The organism is Streptomyces sp. NPDC096012 (genome assembly GCF_040426375.1).
GTDB lineage: Bacteria > Actinomycetota > Actinomycetes > Streptomycetales > Streptomycetaceae > Streptomyces.
The window spans coordinates 159,012-175,456 of sequence record NZ_JBEOTD010000013.1; the positions used below are offsets into that span (position 1 = coordinate 159,012).

Annotated in this window: 15 protein-coding genes; 8 read left to right on the top strand and 7 right to left on the bottom strand. The window is 74.6% G+C overall.

Annotated features, from left to right (window positions below; genetic code table 11):
* Positions 1–16: 16 nt before the first annotated feature.
* Together ABVB68_RS15990 and ABVB68_RS15995 are read left to right on the top strand one after the other, a co-directional pair.
* Entirely contained in the window at positions 17–676 is a 660-nt protein-coding gene (locus ABVB68_RS15990) for a TetR/AcrR family transcriptional regulator (RefSeq protein ID WP_353601685.1), read from the top strand.
* Positions 677–823: 147 nt separating this feature from the next.
* Positions 824–3,862: a helix-turn-helix transcriptional regulator gene (locus ABVB68_RS15995; RefSeq protein ID WP_353601686.1), complete on the top strand. Its 3,039-nt coding sequence runs from the start codon at positions 824–826 to the stop codon at positions 3,860–3,862.
* Positions 3,863–4,061: 199 nt separating this feature from the next.
* On the opposite strand, the gene ABVB68_RS16000 is transcribed toward ABVB68_RS15995, so the two are convergent.
* On the bottom strand, positions 4,062–4,571 hold the full coding sequence (locus ABVB68_RS16000; RefSeq protein ID WP_353601687.1) for an STAS domain-containing protein: 510 nt from the start codon (positions 4,569–4,571) through the stop codon (positions 4,062–4,064).
* A gap of 131 nt (positions 4,572–4,702) precedes the next feature.
* On the opposite strand from ABVB68_RS16000, the gene ABVB68_RS16005 reads away from it, so the two are divergent.
* Positions 4,703–5,059 (top strand): helix-turn-helix transcriptional regulator, encoded by a 357-nt coding sequence (locus tag ABVB68_RS16005; protein WP_353601688.1) that lies wholly within the window; start codon positions 4,703–4,705, stop codon positions 5,057–5,059.
* Between the two features lie 356 nt (positions 5,060–5,415).
* A complete protein-coding gene (locus ABVB68_RS16010) occupies positions 5,416–5,760 on the top strand; it encodes an ANTAR domain-containing protein (protein ID WP_353601689.1) in 345 nt (114 codons plus the stop codon).
* A 393-nt stretch (positions 5,761–6,153) separates the two neighbouring features.
* Here the strand turns inward: ABVB68_RS16010 and ABVB68_RS16015 are convergent, their stop codons facing one another.
* The 3 genes from ABVB68_RS16015 to ABVB68_RS16025 form a co-directional block, all read right to left on the bottom strand.
* Positions 6,154–6,681, bottom strand: coding sequence for an RICIN domain-containing protein (locus tag ABVB68_RS16015; protein WP_353601690.1), 528 nt, complete (start codon positions 6,679–6,681; stop codon positions 6,154–6,156).
* Positions 6,682–6,727: 46 nt separating this feature from the next.
* Complete coding sequence (locus ABVB68_RS16020) at positions 6,728–7,141, bottom strand: hypothetical protein (protein ID WP_353601691.1); 414 nt, start codon at positions 7,139–7,141, stop codon at positions 6,728–6,730.
* 103 nt (positions 7,142–7,244) lie between these two features.
* Positions 7,245–7,646 carry a hypothetical protein gene (locus ABVB68_RS16025; protein ID WP_353601692.1) on the bottom strand — a complete coding sequence of 134 codons (402 nt, stop codon included), beginning with the start codon at positions 7,644–7,646 and terminating at the stop codon, positions 7,245–7,247.
* A gap of 344 nt (positions 7,647–7,990) precedes the next feature.
* Between ABVB68_RS16025 and ABVB68_RS16030 the strand changes: the two genes are divergently transcribed.
* The 3 genes from ABVB68_RS16030 (at position 7,991) to ABVB68_RS16040 (ending at position 12,886) form a co-directional block, all read left to right on the top strand.
* Positions 7,991–11,236 (top strand): AfsR/SARP family transcriptional regulator, encoded by a 3,246-nt coding sequence (locus tag ABVB68_RS16030; protein ID WP_353601693.1) that lies wholly within the window; start codon positions 7,991–7,993, stop codon positions 11,234–11,236.
* A gap of 149 nt (positions 11,237–11,385) precedes the next feature.
* Complete coding sequence (locus ABVB68_RS16035; protein ID WP_353601694.1) at positions 11,386–12,069, top strand: M15 family metallopeptidase; 684 nt, start codon at positions 11,386–11,388, stop codon at positions 12,067–12,069.
* Positions 12,070–12,340: 271 nt separating this feature from the next.
* Entirely contained in the window at positions 12,341–12,886 is a 546-nt protein-coding gene (locus ABVB68_RS16040) for an RNA polymerase sigma factor (RefSeq protein WP_353601695.1), read from the top strand.
* Between the two features lie 64 nt (positions 12,887–12,950).
* Here the strand turns inward: ABVB68_RS16040 and ABVB68_RS16045 are convergent, their stop codons facing one another.
* The gene (locus tag ABVB68_RS16045) at positions 12,951–13,664 is read right to left on the bottom strand and encodes an SH3 domain-containing protein (protein ID WP_353601696.1); all 714 of its coding nucleotides are present in this window, start codon (positions 13,662–13,664) and stop codon (positions 12,951–12,953) included.
* Positions 13,665–13,710: 46 nt separating this feature from the next.
* A complete protein-coding gene (locus ABVB68_RS16050) occupies positions 13,711–14,136 on the bottom strand; it encodes a hypothetical protein (protein WP_353601697.1) in 426 nt (141 codons plus the stop codon).
* Positions 14,137–14,355: 219 nt separating this feature from the next.
* Here ABVB68_RS16050 and ABVB68_RS16055 point away from each other — a divergent pair, with 219 nt between their 5' ends.
* Positions 14,356–15,516 carry an NlpC/P60 family protein gene (locus tag ABVB68_RS16055; RefSeq protein ID WP_353601698.1) on the top strand — a complete coding sequence of 387 codons (1,161 nt, stop codon included), beginning with the start codon at positions 14,356–14,358 and terminating at the stop codon, positions 15,514–15,516.
* A 510-nt stretch (positions 15,517–16,026) separates the two neighbouring features.
* Here ABVB68_RS16055 and ABVB68_RS36910 read toward each other — a convergent pair.
* The gene (locus ABVB68_RS36910) at positions 16,027–16,287 is read right to left on the bottom strand and encodes an amidohydrolase family protein (protein WP_503006133.1); all 261 of its coding nucleotides are present in this window, start codon (positions 16,285–16,287) and stop codon (positions 16,027–16,029) included.
* Positions 16,288–16,445 lie beyond the last annotated feature (158 nt).

A 16,445-nucleotide genomic window follows, 5' to 3' on the forward strand; every position in this document is an offset into this window, starting at 1 on the left:
TTAATATACTGGAGGCATGGTGAGCACGCCACAGGGCGCCGGGGGCACCAGCCCGCCGACGGCGCAGCGTTCGAGAGGCCGACCGCGGGACGAACGCATCGACTGCGCGGTTCGATCCGCGGTGATGGAGATCCTCAACGAGGTGGGCTACGGCCGGCTGACGCTGGAGGCGGTCGCCGCCCGGGCCGGCACCAGCAAGCCGACCCTGCGCCGCCGTTGGCGCTCGCGGCAGCACCTCGTGGTCAGCGCGCTCGTGCAGACCATGGGCGCCTCACCCACGCCCGACACCGGCTGCACCCACTGCGACCTGATCGCCGGGATCCGCACCCTGAGCCACGCGTTCACCACCACCGTCGGGCGGCGCGCGCTGCCCGCGCTGATCGCGGACCTCGCCGACGACCCGGAGCTGGAGTCGGAGTTCCTGAACGAGCTGTTCCACCCGCGCCGCGCGGCCACGGCGGCCGCCCTGCGCCGGGGCATCCGGCGCGGGGACATCCGCCCCGACGCCGACATCGACCTGCTGCTGGACATGCTCGGCGCCACCGCCTACTACCGCGTGCTCTTCAATCACCTGCCGCTCACGCCCACCCTCGCCGAGGACGTGGTGGAGGTCGTCCTGGCCGGCGTGGCCACCCCGCAGTGGCGCAGCCGGCACGGGGCCGTGGACGGCGTGTGAACCCGGCGCCCCCTCCGGTGGACCGCCCCGCCCGGCCGGTGGACACCGCAGGGCGCCCGGCCGCGCCGGCCCGGGCCGCGCGAGGCGTCACACGGGGGAGCGGGACCCGCACCATTCCAGGGCCGACGCGACGAGGAAGGGGTTCGCGTGCTCAGCCGCGACTGTGAAGCATCCGACTTACAAAGGGTTTTGGCCTCCGCGGCATCCGGTGCGGGGGCCAGCCTCCTGCTCGAAGGGGGCATCGGGACCGGCAAGTCGTACCTCCTGCGCGCCGCCGTCAGAACCGCGCGGGCAGGCGGATTCGAGACGACATCCATCCGTGCGCGGCCGTCCGGCACCGCCTTGACCTACGACGTGCTGCGCCAACTGCGCTCCTGCCCGCCGGCCGGCCCGGCGCCCGACTGCGGGACCGCGGGACCGCCCGCCGCGGACCCGGGCAGCCCCGAGGCCGCCGCCGACCGGCTGGACCAGCTCATCGGCGCGCTCACCCCCCGCACCCCGCTGCTGATCGCGGTGGACGACCTGCACTGGGCCGACCGGCGTTCGCTGTGCTGGCTGGAACACCTCATGGCCCGGCTGGAGGGGCTGCCGGTGGCGCTGCTGGCCACCATCGTCCCCGGCCTGGCCCCGTCCCGCGAGGACCCGGCGGGCGGCCCTGGCACCGGCGTCGGAGACGGCGGTGCCGGCGGATGCGGCCGCGGCACCGACGATGGCACCCCGTACGGAGGCGGTGCCGGACGCGGGGGCGAAGCCGGCGGATTCGGCGGCGAACGCGTCGCGACCGGCCACGGCGAAACGGCCGCGCGGGTGCCGGGCGCGCGAGGAGCCGGCACCGCCGCCCTCGCCCGCGTCGTCTCCGACTTCCACCAGCGCACGGTGCTGTCCGGCCTGGACCCGGACGCCGTCGGCTACCTGCTGACCTCCTTCTTCGGCCGGCCCGTCGCCGACGCCGTGGTGCGCGCCTGCCACCGGGTCACCGGCGGCAACCCGCTGCTCATCCACGCCCTGCTGCGCGAGCTCAGACGCTGCGGCACGGCCACCGAGCCGACCTGCGAACAGATCGACTCCCTGGGTTCGGTGGAGGTCGCGGAGACCGTCGTCGCGCGTTTCGAGGAACGCTTCCCCGGTGTCGGCCGCGCCCTGGACTCCGTCGCCGTCACCGGCCGGGCCGGCACCCCCGCCCTGGTCGCCGAGCTCGTCGGGATCCCGCAGACCGAGGCCGCCGACATGCTCCACACCCTCGTCCGCTGCGGCGTCCTCCAGGAGGCCGGCGAGGGCGTCGCCTTCGCCCAGCCGATGATGCCGGTGTCCTTCCTCGCCGCGCTGCCGCCCAGCGAACACGCCCGGCTGCACGCGGCGGCGGCCCGCGCCCTGCACGCCTCCGGCGCCCCCGCGCACGAAGTGGTCCACCACCTGCGGCACGCCCCGCCCATCGGCGAGCGCTGGGCCTACCGGCTGCTGTTCGACGCCGCCTGCACCGCCCTGTCCCGGCACGACATGGACGAAGCCCGCAGCCTGCTGGAGCGGTGCGCCCGCGAAGGCGGACCCGGCGACCAGCCCGAGCTGCTGCGGCGGCTCAGCTGTGTCGAACTCGCCGCCGACGCGCCCGCCGCCGCCGTCAGCCGCCTGCGCGCCCTTGCCCGGCCGCGCCACGCCGGTGACGACGCCGCCATCGCCACCCTCGTCAACCTCGTCCAGGCCACCGCCCTCGACGGCGATCTGGACGCCGCCCGGCACATCGTGCGAGGCACACTCGTGGATCTCGAGCCGCTCGACCCCGCCCCGGAACCGGCCGCCGGCGCCTTCGCCGTCCTCGGCGTCCTCACCCTGCTCACCGGCGGCGGCCGCACGCCGCTGCCCGTCCCCGCCGCGCCCGGCACCGCCCGGATCCCCTGGGTGCGCTGCGCCCAGGCGACGCTGGCGGCGCTCGCCGCCCGGTCGCACGGCGGGCGGCGCGAGGAGGCCGTACGCCACGCCCGCGCCGGGCTGAGCGAACCCGCCGGCCCGGCCGACGTGCCCACCACACCGCTGCGGCTGCTGCTCGCCGAGCTGCTGTGCGACGCGGGGGAGCACGAAGAGGCACTGGACGCCTGCCGCGCCCTGGCCGCCGCGGCCCGTGCGGACGGCGCCCGCACCATGGCGGCCCTCGCCGAGGCCGGCCTCGCCACCTGCGGCCACCAGGCCGGGCGGCTGCGCGAGGCGGCACAAGCGGCCCGCCGGGCCCTCACGGACGGACCCGCCGGCACCTGGCTCGGCAGCGCCCTGGCCCGCAGCAGGCTCGGCGGCATCCTGCTGGACACCGGCGACCTGGACGGGGCACGCGGCCTGCTCCTGGACGACCTCGCGCTGACCGAGCTGCCCGAAGCGGCCCTGCCCGAGCTGTTGTTCCACCGGGGCCGGCTGCACGCCGTGCTCGGCCGCACCCAGGCCGGACTCGCCGACCTGGAGAAGTGCGGACGGCAGTTGCGCGAGGCGCACCACCCCGACCGTCACCCGTGGCGCGCGGCCGCCGCCGCCCTGTACGCCCACGAGGGCGACACCGCCGCCGCCGAGCGGCTGGCCGGCGAGGAACTGGAACAGGCCCGCGCCTGGGGAGCCCCGCACGCCGTGGCCACCGCCCTGCACACGCTCGCCCTGGTCACCCGGGGCGGACAGCGCGCCCCGCTGCTGTACGAGGCGGCCGACCTCCTGCGGGACACCGGGGCGTGGCTGCAGCAGGCCCGCGTACTGCGCTCCCTGGGCCACGAACTGCGGCGCCTGCGCAAGGCCCGCCAGGCCCGCGAACAACTGCGCGCGGCTCTCGCCCTGGCCGAGAGGTGCGGCGCCGGAGCGCTGGTGGACGCGCTGCGCGACGACCTTGCCTCGGCCGGCGCCCGCCCCCGGCGCGGCGCCGAGACCGGCCTCGACGCCCTCACCCCGGCCGAGCACCGCACGGCCCTGCTGGCCGCCGAGGGCCTGACGAACAAGGAGATCGCCGACCGTCTCTACGTCACCCGGCGCACCGTCGAACTCCACCTCAGCCGCGTCTACCGCAAACTCTCCGTCTCCGGCCGCACCGACCTGCCCGCGGCGGTCGCCGACCAACTCCCCGACCCGGGCCGCCGGACCGCGCTGCGCCGCGTCGACGGCGCGCTGAGCCCACCGGGGCGCACCACCCGCTCGATGACCCTCCGTCCGGCCTCGTGACGACACAGACGAACGGCGTCGGGTCTGCCGCGACCACGCCAAGGGCGTCGCCGGGCATGGTGGCGTCACGGCGCCGGTGTCCCGGACACCGGCGCGGACGCTGCCGACGGCGGGATGGGGCCGGACGGCGAGCTTCCGGCTGGGCTCCGACGACCTGGCGCGATCTCCACCCGAACGACCGCTCCGGGCGTGGGCCTGATCAGTCCGTCCGGCTCTCTCCCAGAGCACAGGGAGTCCGGTGGTGGGGCTGGCGGCGTCGGGCGGAGCCGTTCGCCGACGCCGCGCGGCGTGGCTCGGCGGTGCGCGGGCGCGGTGGAGTGAACAGCTCCCCGGCTTGCAGGAGTGTGAGCAGCAGGTCGACCGCGGGGCTCGTGGCGCGGATGGCGACGGACTTGCTCTGGCCCAGGGCCCGCTGGCGGAGCGCCAGCAGGACGTCGAGGCCGGCGCAATCGCAGAAGCCGAGCCCGCTCAGGTCGAGGTCGAGGCCGGTGGCCGAGGCGGCGAGCGCTTCGAACAGGCCGGATCGCAGTGACCGCTGGGAGTCGAGATCGAGTTCGCCCCTCAGCGTCACTCGCACCCGGTCGCCGCTCGCTTCGTACGTCGCGGTCGCCAGGCCGGGCGGCAGGATCCGGCCCTCGCCGCCCCCGCTGCCCCGGCTGGGGGAGCACGGCGCCGTGACGGGCCGGCCGCCGTGAGCAGAGACATGCATGATCCACTCCCGCGTCTGGGTTGCCGACATCTGCAGCAACGTTCTCCCGGGTAACCGGGATGCGTCAACTGATACACGAATGCTAATACGTGTTTGAGCATGCGTGAACGACGGGTTGGTAAACTCGACTCATGGATGGAGTGCCCGAGCCACACATCGGTTGGACGTTTCTGACGAATCACGCCCGCGTGCTCGCTGCTATCGCGGACAACCAGAGTGCCCGCATTCGCGACATCGCCGCGCACTGCCGGCTCACCGAGCGTGCCGTGCAGAAGATCATCGCGGATCTCGAGCATGAGGGTTACCTCTCGCATACGCGTGAGGGGCGCGGCAACACCTACCGAATCGACCCCACGAAGGTCCTGCGCCATCCCACCGAGGCCGGGCTGGGTCTGACGGTGGCCGCGCTGCTCTCCCTGCTCGCCCAGGACGAGGCTGACCGCACCGATCAGCCCGGCCGGCAACACGCCACGGTCGAGCACGCCTAGCGTCCGGGGCGGTCCGTTGCCGGTCCGGCGGCAGGACAGCGTCGCGCAGACGCCGTGCTCTTCGCCGGTGCCCAGCGGCCGGCAGGTCGGCGGCACCGGGGAGCCGCCTCCTGCGTGAAGGGGGGTGGACCGCTCCCGAGGAGGTGCCGCCGCCTGCTGCGCCGCGGCGGCGATGCCTGCGGGCCGTCGACGGCGGTGGGACACGGCCATGGACCGCGGGCTACGGCGAACGGTGCTGTGAGCTGCGTTTTCATCCCTCGGCCGGGCGCGTGCGCCGGCGCCGGTGCCGCATCTTCGTGCCCCTCGGGGGCAGGAGAAACCCGATTGGTGTGGCCGTTTGAAGGGAGCGGGCCGACATGCCGCAGTATGACGTGGACGACCGCGAGGGTGAGATCGCCGCTCTGCAGGAGCAGATCGAGCAGCTGACGGAGGCCGTCACCTCGCATGCCGTCGTGGACCAGGCGATCGGCGTCGTGATCGCCTATGGCGGCGTCCTGCCCGAGACAGCCTGGGACGTCCTCGAAGAGGTCTCGCAGCACACGAACATCAAGCTGCGGGAGGTGGCGGCCCGCCTCGTGCAGTGGCCGCGGTCCGCGTGTCTGTCTCCTGAGATCCGCAGCGCCCTGGATGCCGCGCTGAAGGGCAGGACATCGTCCGAGCCGGAGTCGCGGGCATCCGCCGACGGGCCCCTCGGGCCGTGACCCACGGTCGCCCCCTCGGGCGGCAGACCACATCTCCTCGCCTCGCCGTCGTCCGCCTCGTGGTCGAAGGCGCGGCCGGTGCGGGAGCGGTGCGGAGTGCGCACCGGGCGCCTCGTGCGCGAGTAGGCGCATCACCGCGCATGTCCGGGGTGTGGCGACTGCCCGGGGGCGCCCGTGTCCGGCCCGGCGCCGCACGCCTGCGGCCGGTGACGCGGAAGGCCGGTCGGGACCGAGGCGCCGACGTGCCTGCGCCGTCTGCGGCGGACTCGGGCCGTGCCGGCCCTCGGGCGCCGGGGACCCCACCGGCCGGCCCACGCAGGGTGCTCGGCCGTACGGACCGGCGCCGGAGGGGTTCCCCCGTGGACCCCTCCGGCGCCGGCGCCCGGAGGGCGATCAGCGCCAGGTCTGGTTGCGGTTGTAGGAGCAGGCCAGCATGCGCAGGCCGTACTCGCTGTCGTCGAGGCAGAGACCGGTCGCCTGGTTCTCGAAGCTCACCTGGTCGCCCCGCTTGTACACCCACCAGCTCTGCTGCTTGGACGAGTCGCAGGACCGGGTGTCCGGGTGGGCACCGGCGCCCACACCGCCGTAGATGCAGCGGCCGGTGGAGACGTTGCGGAACTGGCGGGTGCCGTCCTCCTGCCAGACCCGCACGCTCCAGTTCTGGAAGTCGCTGTCGTTGCAGCCGAAGCCCCGGAAGCCGTACGCGAAGCTGTCGTCGAGGCAGCCGCCCGTGGCCATGTTGCCGTAGTGCTCGACCGCCGCCGCCGAAACGGCGCTCACCGGGGCGGCCCGCCTCCCGTCGGGCGACCGATCGCCGGCGCTGGCGACGCCGGCCACGGCCGTGCTCAGACAGGCGGCGGAGGCGAGGAGGACGACCGCCCGGCGCAGCCGCCGTCCGGACGTCAGGTGCTGCACGTTCATGAGGTTCCCTTTCCTGTGACGCGGTCGCGGGCCCGTACCCCGCGGACTACGGGTACTCGCAGTACACGGGGCTGGAGTCGGTCTCGACCCGCACGCCGGGCACCGGGCCGTCGTTGGACCCGCCGCTGACGTACACGGCGCTCACCCAGCCCAGCCAGTGCTGCGGCGTGATGACCTCGACCCAGTAGTGGTTGTAGTAGGAGCCGTCGGAGACGCGGTCGCCCCACCGCTGGCAGAACGCCTGCACGGTGACGTTGGTGAGCCGCTCCTGCGAGACCAGTCCGCAGGTGACGCTCGCGCACTCGCGCACCCGCACCTGGCTGGCCCAGATGTGGACGGGCGACGTCGCGACGTCGGCCTGCGCGGGCGCCGACATCAGCCCCAGCATGGCTGTCAGGCCGAGCAGGGTGGTGCACAGCGCCCGCCAGGAGAACAGACGGGTCATGGACTTCGAGGACACAGCGGGTGCCCCTCTCGGTGTCGGTGGACGGATGGTGACGCGTCGTCCGGGAGACGGCGTCCACGCGCCCCTCGTATGAGCGTGCGTGCGGCCGTCCTCGGGGTCAGTGGCAGATGGACTCGGTGGACAGGCCGGGCACCGGCTGGTCGTTGTCGCCGCCGCGCACGTACACCGCGCTGATCCAGCCGATCGGGCCGCCCGCGTTCACCTGCACCCACCAGTTGTTGCGGTAGGGGCCGTCCACCACCTCGGTGCCCTGGCGCTGGCAGAACGCCGTCACCCACCGCCTGCCGATCTGCGCGCCCTGGATCGGCGGGCAGGCCGCGGAGACCTCCGGGCAGTCCCGTACGTTCACACCGGTCGCCCACACGTACAACTGGGCGTCCGACGTGGTCGCCCGGGCCGTAGTGGGAAGCAGCAGGGGAAGTGCCGCGGCCGCCGCGACGGCGCCGGCCGGGACCGCGCGGCGCAGTGAACGTGCCGCCGTGCGCAGGGTGTTCGTCATCGTCGTCTCCTCGCTCGGTGACTCCTGGTCACAGGGCGGACGGCGCGTACTCCCGTCCCGTATGAGCACCACTCGTCGGGCGGTTGGGTCGGGCAGTCATACGAAGGAGGCGCCCGGCGCGTCCTTCGTATGTCCGCGTCCCGTGGCCGGGTCAGCACCGGAACCGGCCAATACCCGCTCGCGCCGAGAGGTGGGCGAGAGCGCTCCCGGCCGTGCCCCGGCCGGGATCCGGTGCCACCGGACCGCTCGAAACCGGCCAGCGGTCCGGCGATCCGTGATGCCTGCACCCGGCCTCGGATATCGTTGTCAGGTCTTACGCGCGGACCGATGCTTGCCGGGGAACGATGATCGAAGTGCGCCTGCTGGGGCCGGTCGAGGTGTGGGACGACGGCACCCGGAGTCTGCCCCTGGGCGGATCGAGACCCGTGGCGCTGCTGGCCGCGCTCGTCGTGCACCTGGGTGAAGTCCTGTCCACCGCACGGCTGGTGGACCTGGTCTGGGAGGAACGCGCCCCCGCGACCGCGGGTGCGCTGGTCGCCTCGCACGTCGCCGCCGCCCGCCGCGCCCTGGCGCCGGCCGGCGCCGCCTCCGCCATCCGCACCCGGGCCCCCGGCTACCTCGCCGATCTCACCCCCGACCAGGTCGACGCCCGCCGGTTCGAACGGCTGCTGTCGGCCGGACGGTGCGCAGCGGACGAGGGACGCGACACCGAGGCGCTCGACCTGCTCACCGAAGCCCTCGCCCTGTGGCGCGGGCAGGACGCCCTGGAAGGCGTCACCCAGTCCTTCGCCCGGATCGAGGCGGCCCGGCTGAAGGAACTTCGGCTCGTCGCGCAGGAGCGCCTCTACGCACTGCGGCTGAGGATGGGGCACGCCGCCGAGGTCGTCGCTCCGCTGCTCTCCCATGTCGCCGCCCATCCGCTGCGCGAAGGGCCGCGCGCCCAGCTGATGACCGCCCTCTTCCGGATCGGCCGGGCGCCCGACGCGCTGCGGGTCTTCCAGGAGGGCCGCGACATGCTCCGCGCCGACCTCGGCCTCGACCCCGGACCCGAGCTGCGCGCGCTCCACCTCGCCGTGCTGCGCAACGACCCCGCGCTCGCCGCCGGGCACTCGGGGACGGCCGAAGCCCCCGCGCCCGGCGTGTCCGGGCCCGCCTCCGGCGCGTCCGGCTCCGTGTCCGGCGTGTCCGGCCGCGCGCCCGTCGGCCCGCAGGACCCCGCGCCCGTCGGTCCGGGTGTCCCGGCGCCCGCGCCCCCGCCGGACCCGGCCGGCCCCGGTGCGTCCGCGACCGGTGGCCGGCCGGTCCGCCCGCCTTCCCATCTCCCGCCGGACGTCGCCGACTTCGTCGGCCGGACCCGCCAGGTCGCCTGGGCCACCGCGCTCCTCGACCAGGCCCGTGACCCCGCCAGGACCGCCCCGCCCGTCGCGGTCGTCTCCGGCCGCCCCGGCATGGGCAAGACCGCGCTCGCCGTCCACGCCGCCCATCGCGCGGCGCACCTCTTCCCCGACGGCCGCCTCTTCCTCGACCTGCGCGCCTCCGACACCACTCCGCTGACCACCGCCGACGCCCTCGCCCGGCTGCTGCGGGCGCTCGGCGTCGATCCCGAGCCCGTCTCCGGGACCGACGACCTGATCGGCCTCTACCGGACCCAACTCGCGGGCCGCCGCATCCTCCTGATCCTGGACAACGCCCCCGGCGAGGCCGGGCTGCGGCCCCTGGTGCCGCCCGGACCCGGCTCGGCCGTGCTGATCACCAGCCGGCGGCGGCTGACCGCCCTGGAGGGCGCGGTCCACCTCGACCTGTCGGTGCCCGACCCCGGCGAGGCGCTGGACCTGCTGACCACGGTCGCGGGCCGCACCGGCACGCGCTCCGGGCCCGGCGACCTCAGCGAGATCGTCACCCTGTGCGGCCAACTCCCGCTCGCCCTGCGGATCGCGGGCGCCCGGCTCGCCGCACGACCGCACTGGGGCCCCGGACAGCTCGCCGGACGGCTGCGCGACGAACGCCGCCGCCTCAACGAACTCCGGGTCGGCGACCTGGAGGTGCGCACCAGCCTCGAACTGGGCTACGCGGAACTGGACCCGCCCGAACGCCGGGCACTGCGCCGCCTCGCGCTGATGGACCTGCCCGACTTCGCCGCCTGGATCGCCGCGCCCCTCCTCGACATCGGCACGGAGGAGGCGGAGGAGGCCGTCGAACGGCTCGTCGACTGCCACCTCATCGAGGTGCTCGGCACCGACGGCACCGGCGAGAACCGCTACCGCATCCACGACCTCGTCAGGGAACACGCCCGCGAGCGCTGCCTGACCGAGGAGAGCCCCGCCGAACGCGAGAGCGCCGTACGGCGGTTGGTCGCCTGCTGGCTCACGCTCTCCGATCGCGCGGCCGTCCAGGGGCCCGGCGGGGTCTCCTGGCTGCTGCCGCAACCCGACCCGGAGTGCCGCCTCGACCCCGAGGTCCAGGACCGGCTGCTGTCCCGGCCCGCCGCCTGGTTCGCCGCCGAACAGAACTGCCTGGTCTCGGCCGTTCACCACTGTGCCGCCCAGGGCATGACCCGGGCCGCGCGCGAACTGGCGGGCGCCCTGATAGCCAGTTCCGCCGCCCTGTACAACCAGTTCGACGTCTGGGCGCAGACCCACACCGTCGCCCTGGACGCGGTGCGCCGGGAGGGGGACGGCGAGGGCGAGGCCTGGCTGCTCGTGGGCCTCGGCCAACTCCGTTACGAGCAGGACAGGTTCGAGGAGGCGTACGCCTGCCTGGAGCGCGCGCGGCGGCTGTTCGACGAGCAGACGCCGACCACGGGCGACGCCGGGGGGCCACCGGGCGACGCCGCGCGCGACGCGCTGCGGGGCAGTGCCACCGCCCTGGTCGGCATCGGCACCATCCGCCGCGAACAGGCCCGGTTCGGCGAGGCCTCCGAAGCACTCACCGCCGCCCTGGAGCGGTACCGCACGCTCGGCGACGACGCGGGCCTGGCCCGCACCTTGTACGGGATCGGCTACGTCCACCGTGAGCAGGGGCGCGGCGACCAGGCCCGGGAGGCGCTGGCCCGGTCCCTGGAGCTGTTCCGGCGGGTCGGCGACCGCCAGGGCGAGGGCCTCACCCTGCGCTCGATCGCCCTGTGCGACCGGGCGCGCGGCGCGCTGTCCGACGCCACCGACCGGCTCGCCGAGGCGCTGGACATCTTCACGTCGCTCGGCGACTCGTTCGGCCTCATGTACACCGAACAGGCGCTGGCCAAGGTGGAGTTGAGGAAGGGTCTGCTGGACCGCGCGGACGAGCGGCTCGGCCGCTGCCTGACGGTGGCCCGGGAACGGGAGGACCGCTTCGGTGAGGCGCTGGTGCTGCGCACCCGGGGCGAGTGGCACCTCGCGGGAGGAGACCCGGACGGCGCGGAGGCCCCGCTGCGGGAGGCGCTCGCCCTCTGGGAACGGCTCGCCCTGCCGCTCTGGCGCGCCCGCACCCTGCGCGACCTGGCCATGGTGCACGCGGCGCACGGCGACCACCCGGCGGCCGAGGAGGCCCGCCGTCAGGCGCACGCGGCGTTCCTGGCCCTCGGCGGCAGGGAGACGTGGGAGGAACGCGGCTGAACGATGCCGGACGGAGGACTCCGCTGGGCACTCCGTCCGGCCGCGCCGAGCCGTGTCCCGCTCATCGGCGCCGGGCCCCGACCGGGAGCGGCCGGGCGCTTGCAGAGCTTCAGCAGAGGTTTTGCAGAGGCGACCGGGACCATCGGTACGTGACCGACATCATCACTCTCTCAGACCCGCGCGTGGCGGCCGTCCCGCTGGACGACTGCGGCGAACCGCTCGTCGACCTCCGGGACATACCGGAGCTGCTGCTCGACGGCCGGAAGGCCGACGGCCTGGGCGCCTACGCCCGGACCCGGTCCGGCGTCCTCGACAGGCTCCTCCGGGCCCAGCGCGCGCTCCCCCCGGGGACGCGGTTCCTGGTGGTCGAGGCGTACCGGCCCCCGGGCCTCCAGCGCGCCTACTTCGAGCGGTACTCGGCGACCCTGCGGGCGGCGCACCCCGAGGCATCCACGGCCCGGATCCGGGAACTGGCCAGCGCCTACATCTCGCCGCCCGAGGTCGCCCCGCACGTCAGCGGCGGCGCGATCGACCTGACCCTGTGCACCGAGGACGGTACCGAACTGCCCCTGGGCACCGAGGTCAACGCGACCCCGGAGGAGAGCGACGCCGCGTGCCGCACGGACGCGCCGAACATCGACGCCACCGCCCGCGCGCACCGTGAGGTCATGCGGCGGGCGCTGACGTCCGCCGGATTCGTCAACTACCCCACGGAGTGGTGGCACTGGTCCTACGGGGACCGGTACTGGGCGCTGCTGTCCGGGCAGCGGGCCGCCCGCTTCGGCCCCGTGGAACTGCCGAACGGGACGGGGACCACGGCCGCACCGGCCTGAGCCGGCTCGCCCGCGCCTGCCCGCACCGCACTGCCCCGTTCCAACGCACGGCACCGCAGCGCCCGCGCCTACCCGCACCACCGCAGTGCCCCGCACCACCGCACCACCGCACCACCGCACGGAGTACTTCCGTCCCGAGTCGGCCCGTACCGGCTCCGTCCGTACCGAGTCCGTCCGCACGACCGGCCGGCGCGTCGAGCCCCGCCCGGACACAGCAGCAGCCCGCGCCCACCCGACCAGCGGCCCCGCGGGCACATGGGGGAAACGAACGATGAGCATCACCGAGCCCTGCGACACCGTCGTGGACCGTCCGCTCGACGGCATGAACTCGGCCGAGTTCGACGCCGTCTTCACCGAGGTCATGCCCCGGCTGCGCCGCCGGCTGCTGACCCTGACCGGAAATCCGCACGACGCGGACGACCTGCTCCAGGACACCTACATGCGGCTCGCCCGCCGGGCCAGGGGGCACACTCTCGCCCCCCAGCAGCATCCGTACGCCTACGCCTCGGCGACCGCGCTCAACCTGCTGCGGGACTCCTGGCAGCGGCCGTCCCGCCGGGAGACGGCCACCGACCGGCTGCCCGAACCCGGCTGGGACGGCGGAGTCGAACGCTGCGAGGCCCGGTGCGCGGCGCTGGCACTGCTCGCCCTGCTGTCGCCGAAGGAAGCCGCCGCGGTGATCCTGGTGGACCTGGAGGGACTCAGTCACGACGCTGCGGGGGAGCGGCTCGGCGCGCACCGGGGGACCGTGCAGCGCAACCGGATGCGCGGCCTCGCCAAGATGCGGGCCGCGCTGGCCGACACCAGGGCCCGCTGACGGGGCGTGAGAGACAAAGGGGGGGCGGGGCACTCGGCCCCGCCCCCCTGCTTCGTACGCCGTCTCAGCACTTCGCGTCGGCCGGCAGCCCCGCGTACTCGTTCCCCTTCAGGTAGACCGCACTGGCCCATCCCTCGGTGAAGCCGATCCACACGTCGTTGGTGTAGCCGTGGTCCCGGACGGTCTCGCCGTGTGTCCAGCAGAGAGCGTCCGAACGGGTCTCCCCGGCCCGGATCTTGTCGAAGGCCCGGGACGACGTGTTGGGCGCGCTGCGGATGTTGACGGTCTCGTACGCCGTGACGCTGTACGGGCCGAGCGCGCGTGCGCTCCTCGCGGCGGCCTGCGCGCCGGCCCCGCCCACACCGCTCATGCCGGGGCAGTCCGGGACGTCGGGCAGCCGGTTGTCCGGGTAGGCGACGTAGTAACTGGCCATCCACCCCGTTGTCGTACCGCTGTTGATCATCAGCCAGTACGGGTTCCCGCCCACGGTCTGCCCGGGGCCCTGGCAGTAGACGTAGAACTGCGTGCTCGGCTGGAGGTGTTCGCGCACGTCGGGGCAGTTGGCGACGGACGGGTGGCGTCCGCAGGTGTTCGGATCGGCTTCGCTGACCCGGACGCTCACGTCCGTGGCCCAGGTGTGGTAGTACCGGCCGGCCTGGGCGGCGGGGGCCGTCCGGGCTCCGGCCGTCGGGGCGGTGGCCAGCAGGACGGCCGCGGTGGCGACGGCGAGGGTGGCAGGTGTGGCGACGGAGCGGCGGAAGGACGGGAAGCGGGGCACGGCGGTCTCCTGACGTGGAGGGCGGAACACGGACGGCGGGAACGGGTCAGACACAGCTGTCGGGGCCCGGGATGCCGGGGACGGGCTGGTTGTTGTCGCCGCCGCGCACGTACACGGCGCTGATCCAGCCGACGTGGCCGTGGGCGGCGACCTCCACCCAGTAGGCGTTCTCGTAGGGCCCGTCGACGACGCGGTCACCGAGGGCCTGGCAGTAGGCGGCGACGTACTCGCGCCCCAGGCGGACGCCGGTGGGCCGGCAGGCGTCGGCCACCCGCGGGCACGGGCGCAGGTTCACGCCGGTCGCCCAGACGTACACCTCGTAGGCCGACGGGGCGGCGGGGACCGCGGCGGCGGTGGGGGCGGCGAGCAGGGTGCCGGCCAGCGCCGCGGCGGGCGCGCAGGCGGCCAGCCGGCGGCGCAGGACGGAGCGGGGTCGGGTCGGGGCGGTCGTCGGCGGCCCGGAAGAAGCCATGTCGTGTCCCTCGGTCGGCGGGCAGGGAGCCGCCCGCCGGAGGGGCGCGTGCGATCGGCGCCGTGCACGGCGGTGGCATCCGGGGGACGGCGGAAGGGCGGATCGGATATGAGCGCCCCACCCCTCGTGTGATGTGACGTAGGTCACTCGCTACGAGGCATATCGCCGCACGCTCCGCACGGTCCCCGGGATGACACACCGTCAACGGAGGATGTGCCCGTGAACACCACCATCAGCTCGCGCCACGTCGTCGGCCGCTCGCTGGCCGCCGTCGCCGCCCTCGCCGTCTCCGCCGCCCTGCCCGTGACGGCGGCGAACGCCGCGTCGGCCGCCCCCGCTTCCGCGCAGGCCGCCTGCGACGTCCTCGCCCCGGGCGCGTCGGCCACCGCCGAGGCCGCTGTCCGCGCCGCGTGCGGCCAGATCGGGGTCTGGTACAGCTGGGGCGGCGGCCACGGCGCCACCCCGGGCCCGACCTACGGCTACTACGACGGCTCCGACCCCGACAGCCTCCACGACAACGAGCGCAGAGGCTTCGACTGCTCCGGCCTGACCCGCTACGCCTACGCCCAGGCGACCGGCCGGGACCTGATCAACGGCACGGCCGACGACCAGTTCCACACCTCGCACGCGGCGGCCAGGTTCTCCGCGGCGCAGGGCTCGGCGCCCCTCCTCCCCGGCGACCTGATGTTCTGGGGCAGCGGCCACATCCACCACGTCGCCATCTACATCGGCGCCGGACAGATGGTGGAGGCCTACGAGTCGGGCACCCACATCCGGGTGACGCCGGTGCGGACCGGCGGCGACTACGCGGGCGCCGTCCGCATCGACGGCTCCGGCACGGTGCCGCCCCCGCCGGCCAACGGTGGCACCACCTTCGAGACCTGGGGCACCCGGGTGCGCACCCACTCCTCGCCCAGCGTCGGCTCGTCCGTCGTGGACACCTTCCCCGGTCCCACCCAGGTGTCGGTGATGTGCCAGAAGCACGCCGAGACGGTCACCGCCGAGGGCTACACCAACGACATCTGGTCCCAGCTGTCCGACGGCTCCTGGCTGACGAACATCTACATCAAGGGCCCGGCGTCGCTGCCCGGCATCCCGGACTGCGGCGGCACCTCCACCCCGCCGCCGAGCGGTGGCAGCAAGGCCTTCCAGACCTGGGGCACCGCGGTGCGCACCCATTCCGAGGCCAACGTGAGCGCCGCCGTCGTGGACTACTTCCCGCAGCCCACCACCGTCAACGTGGTCTGCCAGGCCCACGCCCAGACGGTGACCGCCGACGGCTACACCAACGACGCCTGGTCCCGGCTCACCGACGGCTCGTGGATGACGAACATCTACATCAAGGGCCCGGAGTGGCTGCCCGGCGTGCCCACCTGCTGAGTCCGGCCGCCCCGAGGTGCGGGGGCCCCACCGTCGGCCGGGTCCGGCCGGTGGGGCCCACCGCACCAGGAGCGTTCCCGCGGACCCGCATCGCGATCCGCGACGACGGGGCGGCCGGCCGCCCGAAGGCGGTGACCGACGGCGAAGTGGCCGGCGGCACCGGTTCGGGCACCGACCGCCGGGTCGTGACACGAACCTTCACCCGGCTCCACGGCTTCGAACGCCCGCGCACTGCCGGGTGCGTCGTTCGGCCGTGGTGAGGGTGTCTTGTGTGGTGGTCACGGACGCACTCCGGGGTGCGTCGTTCGGCCGTGGTGAGGGTGTCTTGTGTGGTGGTCACGGACGCACTCCGGGGTGCGTCGTTCGGCCGTGGTGAGGGTGTCTTGTGTGGTGGTCACGGACGCACTCCGGGGTGCGTCGTTCGGCCGTGGTGAGGGTGTCTTGCGTGACGGTCACGGACGCACTCCGGGGTGCGTCGTTCGGCCGTGGTGAGGGTGTCTTGCGTGACGGTCACGGACGACTCGTGAGGTCGAAGAGGGCCTGCGCGTTGCCACCGAGAATGCGCTGCTGGGCCGCCTTGTCGACCGGCAGCTTCTCGATCATCCGGATGAAGTCCTCCAGCGGCGCGGCCATCGGCGGGGAGTCGGTGCCGAACACCATGCGCTCGGGCCCCAGCACCTCCGCGTTCAGGCTCAGGTGCGCCGCGCTGAACGGACTGGTGTCGACGTACATGCGGTGCAGCGCCGCGGCCGGGTCGGCGGCCGGCGCCATGGCCGGCGCGCGCGTGACCGACGGCTCCGACGCACCTGGCTGCGACACACCTGGCTCCGACTCACCCGGCTCGGCGGCTCGATCTTCGCCGCGATCCAGGAGGCCAAGCGGGTCACCGACCGGCCGTCCTTCATCGCGATGCGCTCGATCATCGCCTG